At 42.9% G+C, this 16405-nt stretch carries 17 protein-coding genes and 2 tRNA genes; 4 read left to right on the plus strand and 15 right to left on the minus strand.

All coding sequences use genetic code 11. The features are described from left to right. Positions 1-7 precede the first annotated feature (7 nt). Positions 8-1774, plus strand: coding sequence for a cell wall-binding repeat-containing protein (locus M662_RS12865; protein WP_051348849.1), 1767 nt, complete (start codon positions 8-10; stop codon positions 1772-1774). Then, a complete protein-coding gene (locus tag M662_RS12870) occupies positions 1758-2009 on the plus strand; it encodes a DUF3006 domain-containing protein (RefSeq protein WP_035387965.1) in 252 nt (83 codons plus the stop codon). The genes M662_RS12865 and M662_RS12870 overlap by 17 nt, the downstream gene beginning before the upstream one ends. Positions 2010-2098: 89 nt before the next feature. Here the strand turns inward: M662_RS12870 and M662_RS12875 are convergent, their stop codons facing one another. Next, a complete protein-coding gene (locus M662_RS12875) occupies positions 2099-2986 on the minus strand; it encodes a hypothetical protein (protein ID WP_026577136.1) in 888 nt (295 codons plus the stop codon). A 183-nt stretch (positions 2987-3169) separates the two neighbouring features. On the opposite strand from M662_RS12875, the gene M662_RS12880 reads away from it, so the two are divergent. Both M662_RS12880 and M662_RS12885 read left to right on the plus strand, forming a co-directional pair. Continuing rightward, positions 3170-3655, plus strand: coding sequence for an ImmA/IrrE family metallo-endopeptidase (locus tag M662_RS12880; protein WP_026577135.1), 486 nt, complete (start codon positions 3170-3172; stop codon positions 3653-3655). Positions 3656-3689: 34 nt separating this feature from the next. Beyond that, positions 3690-4856 carry a tyrosine-type recombinase/integrase gene (locus M662_RS12885; protein ID WP_026577134.1) on the plus strand — a complete coding sequence of 389 codons (1167 nt, stop codon included), beginning with the start codon at positions 3690-3692 and terminating at the stop codon, positions 4854-4856. Between the two features lie 79 nt (positions 4857-4935). Here the strand turns inward: M662_RS12885 and M662_RS12890 are convergent, their stop codons facing one another. The 14 genes from M662_RS12890 to sdhB form a co-directional block, all read right to left on the minus strand. Then, a complete protein-coding gene (locus M662_RS12890; RefSeq protein ID WP_026577133.1) occupies positions 4936-6087 on the minus strand; it encodes a phosphoribosyltransferase in 1152 nt (383 codons plus the stop codon). Between the two features lie 27 nt (positions 6088-6114). Then, positions 6115-6987 (minus strand): DNA-processing protein DprA, encoded by an 873-nt coding sequence (locus tag M662_RS12895; RefSeq protein WP_026577132.1) that lies wholly within the window; start codon positions 6985-6987, stop codon positions 6115-6117. A gap of 271 nt (positions 6988-7258) precedes the next feature. Beyond that, positions 7259-7332 (minus strand) — tRNA-Arg (locus M662_RS12900). Positions 7333-7350: 18 nt separating this feature from the next. Further along, positions 7351-7424 (minus strand) — tRNA-Gly (locus M662_RS12905). A gap of 90 nt (positions 7425-7514) precedes the next feature. Continuing rightward, positions 7515-8039: a metallophosphoesterase gene (locus M662_RS12910; protein ID WP_008635203.1), complete on the minus strand. Its 525-nt coding sequence runs from the start codon at positions 8037-8039 to the stop codon at positions 7515-7517. 15 nt (positions 8040-8054) lie between these two features. Beyond that, the gene (locus M662_RS12915; protein ID WP_008635206.1) at positions 8055-8648 is read right to left on the minus strand and encodes an XTP/dITP diphosphatase; all 594 of its coding nucleotides are present in this window, start codon (positions 8646-8648) and stop codon (positions 8055-8057) included. Next, the gene (rph, locus tag M662_RS12920) at positions 8648-9406 is read right to left on the minus strand and encodes a ribonuclease PH (RefSeq protein ID WP_026577131.1); all 759 of its coding nucleotides are present in this window, start codon (positions 9404-9406) and stop codon (positions 8648-8650) included. The genes M662_RS12915 and rph overlap by 1 nt, the downstream gene beginning before the upstream one ends. Positions 9407-9543: 137 nt before the next feature. Next, complete coding sequence (locus tag M662_RS12925; RefSeq protein WP_026577130.1) at positions 9544-10635, minus strand: GerMN domain-containing protein; 1092 nt, start codon at positions 10633-10635, stop codon at positions 9544-9546. 98 nt (positions 10636-10733) lie between these two features. Beyond that, entirely contained in the window at positions 10734-11555 is an 822-nt protein-coding gene (gene racE, locus M662_RS12930) for a glutamate racemase (protein ID WP_008635209.1), read from the minus strand. A 19-nt stretch (positions 11556-11574) separates the two neighbouring features. Next, a complete protein-coding gene (locus tag M662_RS12935) occupies positions 11575-12036 on the minus strand; it encodes a MarR family winged helix-turn-helix transcriptional regulator (protein WP_008635210.1) in 462 nt (153 codons plus the stop codon). 176 nt (positions 12037-12212) lie between these two features. After that, a complete protein-coding gene (locus M662_RS12940) occupies positions 12213-12437 on the minus strand; it encodes a helix-turn-helix domain-containing protein (protein ID WP_008635211.1) in 225 nt (74 codons plus the stop codon). 94 nt (positions 12438-12531) lie between these two features. After that, positions 12532-13185 carry a response regulator transcription factor gene (locus M662_RS12945; protein ID WP_008635212.1) on the minus strand — a complete coding sequence of 218 codons (654 nt, stop codon included), beginning with the start codon at positions 13183-13185 and terminating at the stop codon, positions 12532-12534. After that, entirely contained in the window at positions 13182-15506 is a 2325-nt protein-coding gene (locus M662_RS12950) for a sensor histidine kinase (protein ID WP_008635213.1), read from the minus strand. Before M662_RS12950 ends, M662_RS12945 begins: the two co-directional genes overlap by 4 nt. 129 nt (positions 15507-15635) lie before the next feature. Then, on the minus strand, positions 15636-16400 hold the full coding sequence (sdhB, locus tag M662_RS12955) for a succinate dehydrogenase iron-sulfur subunit (protein ID WP_008635214.1): 765 nt from the start codon (positions 16398-16400) through the stop codon (positions 15636-15638). Positions 16401-16405: the final 5 nt, after the last annotated feature.

Here is a 16405-nt window from a genome sequence, read left to right on the forward strand (position 1 = left end):
TTAGCACTTGTCCAACCTGTCTGATCTGGAAGGCAAAGGATATTCCGTAGAACGAGTAAGTGGGAAAAACCGTTTTGAAACGGCTGCTGCCATTAATAAAGAAGCAGGAACGGCCAGTAAGACAGAAGCTATATTAGTAAATGGTCTTACTGTTGCAGATGCTCTTTCAGCATCCAGCTACTCCGCTATAAATGAGGTTCCCATTTATCTTTCGACGGATGATAAAATACCAGCTAGCTTACCGAGCAATATCAAAGAAGTTACAATCTACGGTGGTACTGGTGTTGTAAGTCCAAGTATCGAATCCTCTCTAAAGCAAAAAGGAATCAAAGTTAAACGTATCTCTGGAAAGAACCGTTACATTACTAACATCAACGCTGCTAAAGAACTGAGCACCTCAAATAAAAACTTCTTGCTTGTTAGAGGTACTTCTACAAGTAAGACAACAGAAGATTATCCGGACGCCGTTGCCGCTTCTGGTTTAGCTAACAAACTGGACATGCAAATCGTTCTCTCACACCCTACTTCTACGATTCTAGAAACACGCGAATACCTTTCTACTATCGATGGTAAAGCTCTTATTCTAGGTGGCACCAACGCAATCTCTAACAAAATAGCTTCAAACTTGTTGACCGTTGGTGATATGAAGGTTCACTTTATTTATGTCGGACAGGGAGACAGTACTTTGATACAAACTCCTAACGGCAAGAATATTCTCATTGATGCAGGTAAACGTGGTGCCGGCGATGATGTGGTTTGCTACTTAAAGGATAATGGAGTTAAAACTTTGGACTTTGTAGTAGCGACACATCCAGACGCTGATCACATTGGCGGTCTAATTGATGTACTGAACGAGTTTCCTGTTAAACAAGTTGTAGACAGTGGTAAAGCACACACGTCTCAAACTTATCTAGATTACCTTAACCTTGTTGATAAGAAGGACATTCCTTTTAAGGTTCCTAAGGTTGGTTCCTATTTGAATGTAGATCCACTTATCGATATTCAAGTTCTAAATAACGGCGAAGGTTATTCTGATAACAACAATGCTTCTGTTGCACTCAAACTAACCTATGGCGATATGGATTATCTTTTGACTGGTGATGCGGAAGCAGAAGCTGAATCTAATATGGTAGAACGCTTCAACGTTTCATCGGAAATTTATAAAGTAGGTCATCACGGATCAAGTTCAAGCTCTACACCTAAGTTCTTGAATGAAGTGGCCCCTGAATTTGCAGTTATCTCTGCAGGTATTGATAATCCTTATGGACACCCTGACAGTGAAGTAATTAACAGACTTAGAGGACTTGGATTAGATTATTCAACTATTTGGGAACTGAATGGTGAAGATGTAGTTGTTTCAACAAACGGTAACAATATGTCAGCAAGCTCCTCTCCATCAGCTTGCGGGTCAGAGGAGCCAGCTCCTGAACCAGACCCTGATCCAATTCCAGATCCGGAACCAACCACAGGAAAGCTTGATATTACTAACTTAGATCTAGATGCTGAAACGGTTAAGATTAAGAACATTGATAGCCGCGACATTTCTATGGATGGCTGGAAGTTAGTCAGTGTAGACGGCAACCAAACCTACTACTTTCCAAGCAACTACACGCTTAAGAAAGGCGCTACAGTCACAGTAACTTCAGGTAGGAATTCATATGAAAGTCGCCCAAGTGTTTTACAGTGGTCTAAAGCGTACCTCTGGGATAATAACGGAGATACTGCAAGACTCTATGACCCTCAAGGGGGATTAATTGATGAGCTCAGACGGTAAGTATACGGTTGACCAATTTGAAGGCGACTATGCCGTTCTCCTCTTTCGTTCCGACGAAAGCATTGTCGTGAACGTGAAGAAAGGTGAATTACCCCCTACCGTTAAGGAGGGTGACATTCTTCATGTCGCTTTTAATAGTCAAAGTGGAGTTACATCCGCAGTAATACTAGAAGATGAAACTAAATCAGCCAGGAAAACTGCAGAAGATTTTTTGAAAAAACTTCGCAATAAATAGGTGTCAGCTTTGGTATCTGGGCATTTCCGAGGTACCTTCTAAAAAACACAAGGGATATCTATATATCCCTTGTGTTTTTTTCTACTTATTCAAATTTTTATATCTACTCGGGATTCATTAACTGTAGACACTTTATAATCATTTAGCTGACCCACATTGTTTATAAAGTCGTTCCAATCCTCCCTAAGCAGCTTAATACTTTCGGATACCTTCTTTTCAGCTCTATTATTCCATGCCCCGCCTAACTGCTCTTTCTGTATTTCTTTGTAACCGTTCATAACCTCTTCATATTTACCCTGAAAAATGCTTGACGATTGTAATTCAGCAAACAACCCTTCATATTGCTTTTGTTCAACTTGAGTTATGTGACTTCCTTCTCGTATTGAATGTATAGCACTATTTAATCGGCTCGCTATTTCTCCTAACGGTCCACTTTTGTCTTTGTCTCGGTTATAAATTATTTCATAGGTTTGCAACGACTTTTCCACCGTTTGCTCCAATTGATCATCTGTAAATTGCTTAGCCAAATCTTTTAGCGCTTCAGATTGTGAAGCAGGAATAACTTTTTCCGCTAATAAATTTAATTTTTCTTGAGTTTGAAGATGGTACATGCTTTCTTTTGAGCTGGACCAACCGCTGGAAAAAAAATCTTCACTTCTGGTCATAGCCTCCTTTATGAATCCTGAAAGCTCACTCTTTTCTTCCTTAGAAATCCCCTGTAATTCTTCCACAAATCCAGAAAAATACTTATCATAATCAGAATCTAACTTTACTGGATTTTCATCTTTGATTTCATGAACTTCTATGCTTACTTCTTTATTTACTTCTGAACCTACGGCATCAGAAAGGGTAAGCTTATCTAATTTTATATTTGAGGAATTATTGATAATTTCTTTATTTAGCATATTCATAGGAGAATGTGCTTTTTGATTCACATTAATTTTCTGATTATTAAAGGTGGTTGTTATACCAATCAACGTTTATCCTCTCCTTATATTATCAATTAACCACTTATTGGAAAATAAACAACTATACCTCTTATATCGATTTGTTTTCAGAAAGTTGAAGCACTCCCATTAACATTAGAAAAAAATTTGGTTGTTTTTAATTGCAAAATAAGAACGTTTGTTCGTATAATGTCACCAAGGATGGTGACTGGTATGAATTTCCCTAATTACACGACAACAGACTTAGAAGACTGGGTATCCAACTGGTACATAAAATACCGAATTACCCACCCAAATGAAATTGATATCAAAAAACTAGCTATGAGGTATGAGATTTTTATTCATTACAAAGACATGGATAGTAAATATGTCCGGTTTGGTCGGTATCGTGAAATTGTGCTCGATACAAAGCTCGATACAACAACACAAAGAGAACAGTTTTTTCATGAGCTCTGTCATGCCATTCGGCATGTTGGCAAGCAGACAATGATGCCAGAGGCTTTCAGAGAGCTTCAAGAGCGTGACGCGAGGCACTTCACCCTCTACGCTGCTCTTCCCTATCACATGGTCAAAAATTACGATCTGGAGGACCCTGATCTACTTGACCGGTGGGCATATGACTTTAAAGTGTCATATGAGTTGTGTGAAGAACGTTTGGAACAGATTAAAAGACGTGTATGTTGTACCAACCATTTTTAGGTCAGCAAGTAAACTGGAAGGAAGAGGTGATTCTATGGGTAACATTGAGAAGCGAGGTAAGAATTCATTTAGACTTTCTGTAATAACCGGCTATGACGCCAAAGGAAAACCTATCCGTGAAAGGAAAAACGTAAAAGTAAGGACCAAAACGTTGGCACGTCAAGAATTAGCTAAATTTGAATCAGAAGTATTGAGTGGAGATTACTCCAAACCTAATTACACAAGGTTGGAAGACTTTTATCAGGAGTGGATTAAGAAGTACGCGGGAGACAGACTTTCCCCAAGAACACTCAGAGAATACATGAGCATTATCGAGAAGAGAATACTCCCTGATTATGGTCATCTAAAGTTGTCGGATATAAAAGCTATGCATGTCGTTAACTTTCTGGATGATTTAAAGGACACGACCAAGAGATTAGATGGTAAGGAAGAGCCTTTATCCTCTTCCACCATTAGAAACTGCTACAAGGCATTTAAGAGCCTTCTCACCGCTGCAGATGAATTTGAGCTAATAAAGGATAATCCTGCTCGAAATATTAAGCCACCAACCGTTAAGCAAAACAAGCCCCTCTCTTATTCCAGAGAGAAAATTGATCACCTCATTAGTTGTATAGGCCAGGAACCTTTCGAAAAACAGGTTATGTTTTGGATTGCATTTGTAACTGGCTGTCGTGAAGGTGAACTTGTTGCATTAGAAGAAAAGCACATACTTAGTGAAAAGAGTGCTATTCGCTTTGAGCAATCACTCTCTCAGCAACCAGGAGGAGAGTTACTTATAAAGGGTATTAAGAATGGTATGGAGGGTACTGCTTCCATTCCCCAAGAACTGCTGGATATGGTTAACCAAATAAAGAACCGGAGAAAAAAAGAGTTCATTCGAACCAGAGATATACAGTACGATCCAAATCGAGTTTTCCTTTTTGCTGACGAATTAGGTAAACCCATGAGGCCGGATAGTGTCAGTCAATGGTGGGCGCGATTTAGAAAGCGTCATAATATCGAGGGGATTAGGTTCCATGATTTGAGGCACTACTCCGTGACTTATTTAATTCAACAAAATGTCCCTACCAAGTCCATTAGCCAAAGGGTAAGGCACCGCAAGATTGGAACTACTATGGACATCTATGGACATCACATTGAAGAAGTCGATCAAGTGGCGGCTGAGCACTTTAGTAAGTTTTTTAGTAAAACACTAGGTTAATGAACAATAAAATAATTAAGCCAGAAATAAAATATTAAATTTCTGGCTTAATTATTGTGGAGTTAACATTCTAGAAAGATTAATTTCTATTTAAGATTTCATAAATACGATTAACCTCATCTCTGGCTTCATAATCATATTCTCCAACTAAATTACTTTTAGACACTAGCTCATAACTATAACCGGGAGCATTTACTGTGCCATCGAAGTTATACTCTTCGTGTTGATAAACTCCATGAGAACCTTTTCTGTACCTTCCTAATGCTAATAAAATTACCCTTTTAGCACCAGCTTGAAGCAATAAATTTCTAGCTGATTCAAAGGAGATACCATTTGTCATATAATCATCAATAATACATACCACTTTACCTCGAATCCTTCGAGAATTGTAATATGGGTTCAAATGTAAAGAGTTAAAATGTTTTTTACACCCTTCTCTAAGACGAGTCACGTGAGGGGTATGGTGACTTTTTTCTACTTTTGTATGCCTAATAAATAGTGGTTCGCTCATTCTTCCACCTGTCAAATAACGGCATCTTTCCTTTAGTTCTTCTAACTCTTCGTTTTCGAAACCACTTGATGATGGAAATGTACCCCATATATTAACATTACGTAACTCAGAGTCTTTCATAACACCAGAAATTAAATGAAAATATAAAGTATTGAAATATTTCCTATCTCCTGCTTTTAATAACCCTTCAAAACCATCTAAAATTTCACGCTCCGTATATTCTACATCTCGATTCATCGTATTGGCGGAGGTTAAAGAGAGAACATTAGCACTATCAGAAACTTGCAACTTAAAATACCACCTATTTTGGTTTGCAATGAGTCTTATAGCTCTGAGTAACTGGGACGGTCTATTAAGTTTAATGCCATACCTTTCTGGCTTCTCATCTTGCTTAATACTCCAACCGGGGTTGATGATTAAAGTTTTCTTATTTGCAGCAAGTATTAAATCCTCATCACTGCTACCTACAATAATTACGTCTTGTGCATTAGTTTCATCAACATTATCTCGTATAAGACTCCGGTATGCGCACAAAACGTCAAATTCAAAAATTTCTTGGAAAACTTTTCTCATTCTTTCAATACTTATTCGATCATGTGAAATTACAACTAATTCATGCCCATCAGCATTTAGCTCTCTAAACAGACCTTCAATTCCATCATATATTTGAAAATCATAATCAAATATTGTAAGTCTAGGAAAAACAACAATCTTCCTCAATTAAATTCCTCCTCATACCAAAAGCTATTAAATTAAATCTTCTAAGTTCTTATAGACTGTTGCCAATTTACTATTTAAAATTTTTTGCACACCAGTAGACGCATTATTAAAACAATACAGTGGCCTTCCCTGCTTATAAGCAAATCTTGCAGTATGCATGGTACCACTCTTTTCAGAACACTCTGCTATCAAAACAGCATTACTTATTCCTGAAACGATTCTGTTCCTTTCTACATAATTTGCTTTTCTGAAGAACGATTGATTTTTATAATATTCACTTATTAATAAGCCATCTTTTTCAATGATTTCTTTTGCATATGAACTATGACTTTTAGGTGTAACACTATCAATTGGAGAAGGAAGCACCGCTATCGTCTTCCCACTATATTTCATTGTACTACGATGTGCATGAATATCCGTTCCTAAAGCCAAGCCGCTAGAAATAACAATACCTTGTAATACCATCTCTTTAACAGTCTTTTCAATTTGACTTAAAGTGATTTTTGTTGGATTTCTAGTTCCTACAATTGAACAAATAAATTGATGTTTGTCTAACAACTTTAAATTTCCCTTTGTAAAAATCAAAAAAGGAGGCGAAGGAATATCCTTCAAGGATTCAGGGTACTCCTTGTCGTAATAAAAATAGTAATTAATCTCTTGGTTCGAGAACTTCTCTAATATTTTCGAAATATTTTCCTTGCTTCTAGCAATAGATTCTTGGGAAGAAAGCAATTCAATGTCTTTATCATTAAAAACTCCTAATGAAAACTGCACCCCTAGAAAATCTCCTTTAAGAACCTCTTCCATTTGCACCTCATCAATTTCTCTATATAACTTACTTAGTGCAGACAGTGAAATTCCCATATCGTATAATACAAAGACCGCTTTCTTAAAATTCATCGTACCTTCCCCCCTAAACCGAAAAGACAAGTAATAGCTCTTATTTTATACTAAAAATTAACAAATTTGAAACCAACTAAATAATTCATGCTGAGATTAGACAACTTTGTGATTTTTTTCTTCCTAATTAGCTCTTAAAACAAATTATTTTAAAAATTTCTGCCCCAATTCTGCCCCAAATGAGGTTCAGTGAACAAACTCCACAAATTTCTGCTAAATAAGAAAACGCTGAATCCCTTGTCCAGCAAAGGTTTCAGCGTTTTTTCGTTAGCGTCCCAGGAGAGATTCGAACTCCCGACCCACAGCTTAGAAGGCTGTTGCTCTATCCAGCTGAGCTACTGGGACACAAGATTAAAATATGTATGGAGCGGGTGAAGGGAATCGAACCCTCATCATCAGCTTGGAAGGCTGAGGTTTTACCACTAAACTACACCCGCAGGTTATGTATTTTTTCGCCTCCATCAGAAGCGGACAAGAATTATTATATAAGGAATTTGGCTGAAAGTCAACAGGTTACAGCAAAGAAATTAATTCTTTGCTGTAAGGTCTGTTGAAAGAACCAATCCGTCCATTTTCTCCCCGTTCACATGATAGAACTGAAGGGTAGCTTCGGCCGGGTCATCCCATTCAAGGAGAGCATATGTCGGCTCTTCCCGATCTCTTGGAAGCCTTGCGCTTCCCGGGTTGATCAGGAGGACACCATCGACGACTTCCGCTCCCGCTATATGGGAGTGCCCGAAACAGGCGACCTGCGCTTCGTTTTCCTGCGCCTTGTACTTAAGAGGCATCAACGTCGTTTTAACTTGATGCAGATGGCCGTGCGTCACATAAAAAGTAACGTCTCCGACTGTTAACACTTGTTCATTTTCCATTTCCGGTTCAAAATCACAGTTTCCTTTAGCATAATAGAAGCCGTTCAACGTTTCTGATCCATAAGCGAGCTCTGAGTCGCCGCAATGGATCATCGCATCTGCGTCTTTATGCCTTGCTTTGATGACCTGAACTTCCTGTTCCAGTCCGTGGCTGTCGCTCATGATTAACACTTTAGGCACGCTGATCTCTCCCTTTTATGCCTCTTTCTCAAGCCATGCTTCCAACTGTTTGATAGCGTGGTGTCTGTGGCTGATTGCATTTTTTTCATCCGCGGTATGCTGTGCCATCGTTCGATCGGCGTTTTCCGGAATGAAAACCGGATCGTATCCGAATCCATTGGTCCCTTGTGGCGATTCCGCTATTCTACCTTCACAAGTGCCGCGCTTCGTAAACGTATCTTGTCCCGGACGGGCGACTGCTACGGCACAGACGAAACGGGCTGTACGCTGATGGGATGGCGTATCGCCGAGCTCCCGGAGCAGCTTCTCCATGTTTTTTTTATCATCTTTCTCTAATCCAGCATATCTCGCTGAGTAAACCCCAGGCTCTCCGTCGAGTGCATCGACCTCAAGACCGGAGTCATCGGAGACGACGGGAATATTCCACTCTTTCATCATAGCTTCTGCCTTGATTATTGCGTTCTCTTCGAATGTCGTACCGGTCTCTTCAATATCAGGAGCATAATCAAAGTCAAGCAGAGACTTTACTGAAATGCCGTATTTCGAAAACATCTGCCTGAACTCCTGGGCTTTCCCTTCGTTCTTTGTCGCTATCAACAATTCTTTCATTATTTTGCCGCTCCGGATTTGTTACTGATAGTTTCCGCCCATTCTCCTATCGCTTCTTCCTGAAGGACGATTAAGTCAGAAACGCCTTTTTCGGCAAGAGAAAGCATCTTCTGCAGCTGCTGCATGGAGAAAGTAGCTTCTTCTCCCGTACCTTGAAGCTCCACAAATTCGCCTTTCCCTGTCATGATGACGTTCATATCGACTTGGGCTTTACTATCCTCTTCATAGCACAAATCAAGAATTTCCTTCCCGTCAGGCAGGACACCTACAGAAATCGCGGTCAGAAAGTCCGTAATCGGAAGCTCTTTCAGCGTCCCCTTCTTCACAAGTTTGCCTAAAGCAAGGACAACCGCTACAAAGGCTCCTGTGATGGAAGCTGTTCTAGTCCCGCCGTCCGCCTGGATGACATCACAGTCCACCCAAATGGTCCGCTCCCCAATCTTGTCCAAGTCGACAACGGCACGCAGGGAACGACCGATCAAACGCTGAATCTCCATCGTACGGCCAGAGACTTTACCTTTAGAAGATTCGCGGATGTTACGCTGCTCGGTAGCTCTTGGCAGCATGGCATATTCCGCTGTAATCCAGCCCTTTCCTTGACCACGTAAAAAAGGAGGTACACGATCCTCAACGCTGGCATTACAAATGACTTTCGTATCTCCAAAACTGATCAGCACCGAACCCTCCGGATGCTTCACATAGTCTGTCTCAATTGTTACGGTTCTCAATTCATTCACTTCTCGATGATCACTTCTCATCGATATCGACCTCCTTTTTCTTCACCATTATCCTTGCCCATCTTAACACATATTACCGCCGCCCGATAGTTCTAGCTAAATGTAAAAAGCGCACCAAAAGTTCGAACTTTCGGAACGCTTCTTATCTTGTCGGCTTTCTACAATTCCTCTGCCCCGCTGATATCAGAACGGGAGACCGGCTCGGCAAGTGGCTGCCCGGATTCGGTCATCACCTGCTCTGCTCCATCCACGTGAACCTCAACCGATTCTACATCCTTAAGCTCTGTCAGACTCATGACGAGACTTGCCAAAGCTTCGTCGGATAAAGATGGGTTGTCCTCGCCGCTCAGCAGTTTTTCATTAAAGGACACGGCGAGCACCCCGTTACTTAATTTCGAACTGACCATCTCCGCACCGTCATTAAACGGGTTCATGAGGGAAGTTCCCAGCTCAGGACCGTTCAGAAGCGCTTGTACCATTGCGGCATAATCATCATCGTTCTTCTCGATGCGCGTCGTGACCGGAACGTGGTAGACCTGATCTCCGTTTTGTGCCGGGAAGTAAACGGTGACTGCTTCGGAATTCATGATATCTGTGTTGACACCGATATGATTATTGATCCCGTCGGAACGGGAGACTCCTTCCGAAATCGGAGTCCCGTTGACAGGCATTTCTGTAAGCTCATGGCCGTTAACCCACAGCTTGATCCGATCGACACCTTCGAACTGAGTCAACGTGTACGTCATGGCTTGAAGGATCTTCTCTTCATCCTGTGCTTCATAATTCTTAAAGTCCTCGGATACGTCAACGACCAAGGTACCATCCTCCTGAGCATTTACTCCAAGTATCTCCGTCCCTGCAGGCAGGACAGCTTGGAATCCATTCGGAAGCAGGTTTGTAACCGGTCCGTCTTTAACCATATATTCCAAAGCCTGCGTCGCCACTTCCTTCGAGGCAGGAAGCTCTAACGTCTGTGGGGCGACCATGCCATTGGCATCCATCAAGTACAATTCCCTTTCTACCGTAGAAGCTGATTCCTCCTCTGTACTTTCCCCTTCTTCGGCTCCTTCTTCTTCGCCTTCTGCTGCCGGTTCTTCACTCTCAGCAGACGGGGTTGTCGTAACCGCCTCTTCCGGAGCATCCATCTTCTCCATTGATTGTTCCCCTTCAAAAAGGCAGCCGGAGAGCAGCCCTGTACACATTAATAATAGAAGCGTGATCCATAATGGTTTGTATCTGTATTTCTTCATAGCTTTCCCTCCCGAGATAGTTTGTACTACCATATATACGAGCACCTGGAGGGTTTAGACCAGATAAATTTTCATCCGAATATAAAAAAACCCTGCCCTCAATAGGCAGAGTTTTGAACATGTTCCAATTCTACAGTTTTCAGCACCTGTACCGGCTCATCAAACCAGCTGTTCGCCACTACACGGAATTTCTCGATGTCACCGGTAGAGTAGAATTCGTGGACCGGCTGATGGTCCTCCGTCTCCAGCGCTTTTTGATAAGACAGGATCAGGCTTGCCTCCCGGGCGGTTTCCTCCCCAGAACTGATTACCTGGATATGGTTGCCCATCTCCCGTTGAACCAGATCCTTGATCAAAGGATAATGGGTGCAGCCGAGAATGAGCGTATCTATATGATTCATCTCCTTCAACGGCTTGAGGGTGTTGGAAACGATCCCTTCCGCTTCAGGACCGGACAAGATACCATCTTCCACCATGGGTACAAACGGAGGGCAGGCGAGGTCATTCACTCGGATCGAGCGATCAATCGCCTTAAGAGCGTTCGGGTATGCACGGCTTTGAATGGTTCCTTCTGTCCCGATGACGCCGATCCGTTTATTCTGACTGACTTTGATAGCTGCCCGGGCGCCCGGCTCAATGACACCAAGCACAGGTATAGACAATTCTTCTTGCAGCTCCTTGAGCGTATACGCAGTCGCCGTGTTACAGGCGATCACAAGCATTTTAATGTTTTTGCTCAAAAGATAGTTGACCATCTGCCATGTGAACGCACGCACCTCTTCTTCTGAACGCGGTCCGTACGGGCAGCGCTTCGTATCCCCTAGATAGACAAACGTTTCTCTGGGCAGCTGTCTCATCAATTCCCGCGCCACCGTCAACCCGCCTACGCCGGAATCGATCACCCCTATCGGTCGTTTCATTGTTTCATCCCTCTTTTTCTCATTGTTGTCCCTCGTGCTCTGTCTCTTTCATTTCGGCATGCAGAACATGCAGCAGCCGATTCAGCGTCTCTACATCTTCTACCGGTACGTCTTTCAGTACATCTTCCAGATAGTTTTGACGTTTGGCAATTACTTCATGAATAATTTCCTCACCTTTGGACTGCACGTGAATGCGGACTACCCTGCGGTCCTTCGTGTCCCGCACCCGCTCGACAAGCCCGTTCTTCTCCATCCTGTCCACTAAATCCGTCGTCGTACTACACGCCAGATGAATATAGTTGGAGAGCTCACCGATCGTCATATCCCCCTTCTCCAGCAGCCACTGCAGTGCAACAAACTGCGGGGCTGTGATCGGGTAATGATTCAGGATTTCCCGTCCTCTTTGCTTGATGATTCCGGATATGTATCTTAACTCTTTCTCTATATCCGCCACTATAGACGTCTGTTGTCTGTTAGACACAATCAGCACCCCTAACGAAAATACTTAATAAACTCCATTTTCACTCGTATTGGAGAAAAATTCAACATAAATGTTCCTTTTAAACAAAAAACCCTTTCAGGTATCAGTATAGTGACTATACCTGAAAGGACTCCGTACACCTCAAATAATCCCGCCACAACTTTCTATTATGGAGATTATAATTCCAGTTCACCCATCCGCAACAGCTCTACGACTGCCTGCGAGCGACCTTTGACCCCCAATTTCTGCATGGCATTTGAAATGTGATTCCGCACAGTCTTCTCTGAAATGAAGAGCTCTTTTGCGATCTCCCTAGTCGTTTTATCCTGCACCAGAAGCTCGAAAACTTCTCGCTCCCGCTTGGTAAGAATTTGTGTTGGCCGATAGCCGTCCTCCTTCACAAGCGTACCCCTCCTTGTTGTCTCTGAGCTGAACGAGGGGAATTATTTAGTCAATGTTATCGTATGAGGCATAAGGTTGCCCTGTGCTTCGCTTTCAAGATTTAGTCACAAGCCCGAGTTCCTGCGCTTTGAAGAGGGCTTCTGTACGGGATCTTACATTCAGCTTATTGAAAATCCCGGTAAGCGTGTATTCCACACTCCGCTGTGACATATGCAGCAGCTGGGCAATCTCACGGTTCGTTAAGCCGGATGCCACTTCCTTAAGAATCGACTGTTCTTTCTCATTTAAGGAGAGGCCGTTATTCTTCTCTTTCTCCTCCGCATTTCCACTGACGCTTGCTTCTGAGCGGCGCAGCTGTTTAAAGAGATGAAGGGGAATAACGACTTCATCTCTTGCGGCGCATCGAATAGCGGTCAACAGCTGCTCACTTGTCGCGGTTTTGCTTACAAAACCGTTAATGTCTGCTTCGACCAGCATATTGAAGTGTGTGCTCAAGTCGAACCCTGTATAGATGAGAAGCTTGATGTCCGGATAGTTATTGCGTATTTTTTTCGCGAGTTCAATACCATTTATGCCGGGCATGTATAAATCCAGCAAAGCGATATCATAATCGTTTTCTTCCATAATGGAAAGAACCATTTCATTATCGTGGGTGACATCCACGACAAGATCTCCTTCTTGTTCCAGCATTGCTTTCGTCCCGGCTCCAACAGCCGGGTGGTCATCTACAATTAATACTTGCTTCATACATGGACCTCCTTGCTCGCCGTACAAGGAAAAGTAACAATTGTTTTAAATCCTTCCCCAGGCGATGTTTCTATCGATAAGTTTCCGTTTAAACCATTTACCCGCTGTTCAATTCCCGATAGGCCGATATGGGAAAATAAATCCCGTTGAACCGAGTAGTCCATCCCTCTACCGTTATCAGAATATAAAAGCATTACATGATCCTCGTTACTGGACAGCGACAGTTTTACGATCTTCGCATCGGAATGTTTCATCGCATTTGTCAACAGTTCCTGTACAATTCGGAAGATTGCCAGAATCCGCTCCTGATCCAATTCAGCGTCGAAACGCTCATGCGCAAAATACACCGTAAAATTAGAGCGGAGCTGATATTGCTGAATCAGATTTTTCAAGGATTGTACAAGTCCAAGCTCTTCTATGAAAGCAGGACGGAGCTCGTTGCATGTTTCTCTAATTAAATGAATGCTGTCAAGGAGTGACTCCTTATACATCAGCAGTTCTGAATGAAGACTCTTTGGAAGGTCTTTTCGCTGACTGATCAAATCGTCCATGCGCCGATATAAGTACAGCTGCTCCTGAAGAACCGTATCGTGCAGGTCAATGGAAAGCTGCTTCCTCTGATTCTCTGCGATCGTGAAAAGAAGTCGGGAAAGCCACGTTGGATACTTCTGTGTCTGATCGCTTCTCAGTTTGCGTAACTCCTTTACAAGATCCTCAATCAGGCTCATGTTCTGAATAGCGATGTTCGCATTATAGGAAATCGTCTGAAGGTACGTCTTCTCATCTCTGTTCAAAGATGTGTAGTCCTTCTTCCCTTTACACCACATCATCGTGACCTTATCCATGGTGTAACCTACGACGAACCCGAAGCCCTTATCCGTCTCGATAATGGAACCGATATCGTAAGAATAGTCTTGGTAATGGTTATCAAAATGATCAATGATATCCTGCGGAATGGGGTCATACACACAATAGACTTTTCTTCTATTATGTTTGGAATAGAAGTACATTTCCCGGACGTTCAGGACATTCTTTACCTCTTCGCGCATCACCCTCATCAGATCGACCGCGTTGGACTGTTCCTTCATATCCTGCGCCATCCGGTGCATACTTTCCTGGTAACTGTATCGTGCTGAGAACATATAGGGCTGCAGCCGGAAATCCAGAACTTCTTTGATGGATAAGAAAATGATAAGCACGATGTGATAAGAAAGATAAATTTGAACGTTCGTTACAATGGACATTTCCGCCTGTACAAAGAAGTTTGTTGCTGTTGTCAACAGAAGACTGGGAAGGGCCGATAACAGGGAATAGTACCGCACCCTGCTTATGACGAAATTGATATCAATCAGCCGCTCCCTCGTCACTAAGTATAGAAACGTTACAGGAAGTGCAAGCAGAAACATCGCCGCCAATTCCAACGAAATAACTTTGACACCGAATACCAGCGCTGGAAGGAGATAAAGAGCTATATATGGACCGAAAGCGATGGTGATACCGATGGCCATGTACTTGAATATTGGTGCTTCCGGGAAGTCTCTGTGAATATAGAGCCCCCTGAAAACGATCAGGAACAGAACAATATATAGACCAAGCAGAAGATACGGCGGGACAGGATCAAACCATCCCGGGTAATCACGACGCATTAAAAAGAAACTTTCCGCAAGAGATACTGCTAAGACAAGCACGTATAAGCAGTAAACTACCTTCTTGGAAAACCAGGTTATTTTTAATTCTTTAAAGTAGTTATAAATAAATTGCATCAACATAACGGGAGCCGCCAGAAACAGGCTCGTGTTGAGAAAAAGACTGTACAAGTCATCCCGGACTGCCCCGCTGTTGCTGATGTATCCAGTGGCGATGGCCAAAAAGAACAAAATCAACTGCTTGGCTGAAAAGCGTTCCGGCACCCGTTTATGAACTAAATAAGAGATTCCTAATATAAATACAAAGAAAACAGCGGGAAGAATAATATATAAAGCCCAGTGCCACGGACTCGAGTGATCAATATGGTCGTATTGAATCTCCTCGCCTTGATATTGAACGGTGAAAGAAGAGGCCATCTCCACTTCATGGAACATGTTGACCGACCGGTGCTCTCCCGGATCCTTACCGTCAACAGAAAGCAGCTCTGCCCCTTCAGGAACCTGATGCTTGTCCCCCCAGCTGCCGCTCTGCACATCTGTCGTCACCCAGGTCCCGTCTTTAAATTCAACATCGATCCCGAGAAACGGCTGCGTGATGGATAATAAGATTAAGTAACAGGCAGATATAAGGAAGAACGCTAAGATTATCCACTGCTGCCATTTGAATTTCTGCAAGAAGACTCACCCTTTAACTAAAGTCAATCATTCCTATTATACTATCGATCTATCGACCATCAACCCCACGAACCCTCTTAGAGTCAAAAACCCCCTCCAGCCTGAGAAGACCGAAGGGGGTTTTTCCACTTATATGCGTTTGTCACTTCCAAAGAAGCTCTTAAAGGATTCGATTGCTGTATCGCGGTTAAGTGCTGCGATGGATGTCGTCAAAGGGATCCCTTTCGGACAAGCCTGCACACAGTTCTGCGCATTACCGCAGCCCATTAAGCCTTCTTCATCCATGATCGTCTGCAGTCGCTCGCTTTTATTCAACTCTCCAGTTGGGTGGGAGTTAAATAGACGCACCTGCGATAGAGGAGCAGGACCAATGAAATCTGATTTGCTGTTAACGTTCGGACAAGCCTCCAAGCAGACACCACATGTCATACACTTGGATAGTTCGTAAGCCCATTGGCGTTTGCTTTCCGGCATCCTCGGTCCCGGACCAAGGTCGTACGTTCCATCAATCGGGATCCAGGCTTTCACTTTTTTCAGCGAGTCGAACATACGGGAACGATCGACAGCAAGGTCTCTATTGATCGGGAACGTGGACATCGGCTGCAGGCGGATCGGCTGTTCCAGCTGATCGACAAGCGCCGTACACGATTGACGCGGCGTGCCGTTGATGACCATGGAGCAGGCGCCACAGACTTCTTCCAGGCAGCCCATATCCCAATAGACAGGCGTCGTCTTTTCGCCATCCGCATTTACGGGGTTACGACGAATTTCCATGAGAGCAGAGATGACGTTCATATTCTGACGGTATGGCACCTCAAACTTCTCTTCGTATGACGGCTCATCCGGATGATCCTGGCGGGTAATAATCAACGTAATCGTTTTATTTTCACTCATCATCC

The organism is Bacillus sp. SB49 (assembly GCF_000469135.2).
GTDB lineage: Bacteria > Bacillota > Bacilli > Bacillales > Halobacillaceae > Halobacillus.

What these genes read in the sequence shown, in the direction of transcription:
- M662_RS12870 (WP_035387965.1), top strand. Translation starts at nt 1,758, where the DNA reads ATGAGCTCAGACGGTAAGTATACGGTTGACCAATTTGAAGGCGACTAT.
- M662_RS12880 (WP_026577135.1), top strand. Translation starts at nt 3,170, where the DNA reads ATGAATTTCCCTAATTACACGACAACAGACTTAGAAGACTGGGTATCC.
- M662_RS12885 (WP_026577134.1), top strand. Translation starts at nt 3,690, where the DNA reads ATGGGTAACATTGAGAAGCGAGGTAAGAATTCATTTAGACTTTCTGTA.
- M662_RS12895 (WP_026577132.1), bottom strand. Translation starts at nt 6,987, where the DNA reads ATGAATTTTAAGAAAGCGGTCTTTGTATTATACGATATGGGAATTTCA.
- M662_RS12915 (WP_008635206.1), bottom strand. Translation starts at nt 8,648, where the DNA reads ATGAAAGAATTGTTGATAGCGACAAAGAACGAAGGGAAAGCCCAGGAG.
- rph (WP_026577131.1), bottom strand. Translation starts at nt 9,406, where the DNA reads ATGAGAAGTGATCATCGAGAAGTGAATGAATTGAGAACCGTAACAATT.
- M662_RS12925 (WP_026577130.1), bottom strand. Translation starts at nt 10,635, where the DNA reads ATGAAGAAATACAGATACAAACCATTATGGATCACGCTTCTATTATTA.
- racE (WP_008635209.1), bottom strand. Translation starts at nt 11,555, where the DNA reads ATGAAACGACCGATAGGGGTGATCGATTCCGGCGTAGGCGGGTTGACG.
- M662_RS12945 (WP_008635212.1), bottom strand. Translation starts at nt 13,185, where the DNA reads ATGAAGCAAGTATTAATTGTAGATGACCACCCGGCTGTTGGAGCCGGG.
- sdhB (WP_008635214.1), bottom strand. Translation starts at nt 16,400, where the DNA reads ATGAGTGAAAATAAAACGATTACGTTGATTATTACCCGCCAGGATCAT.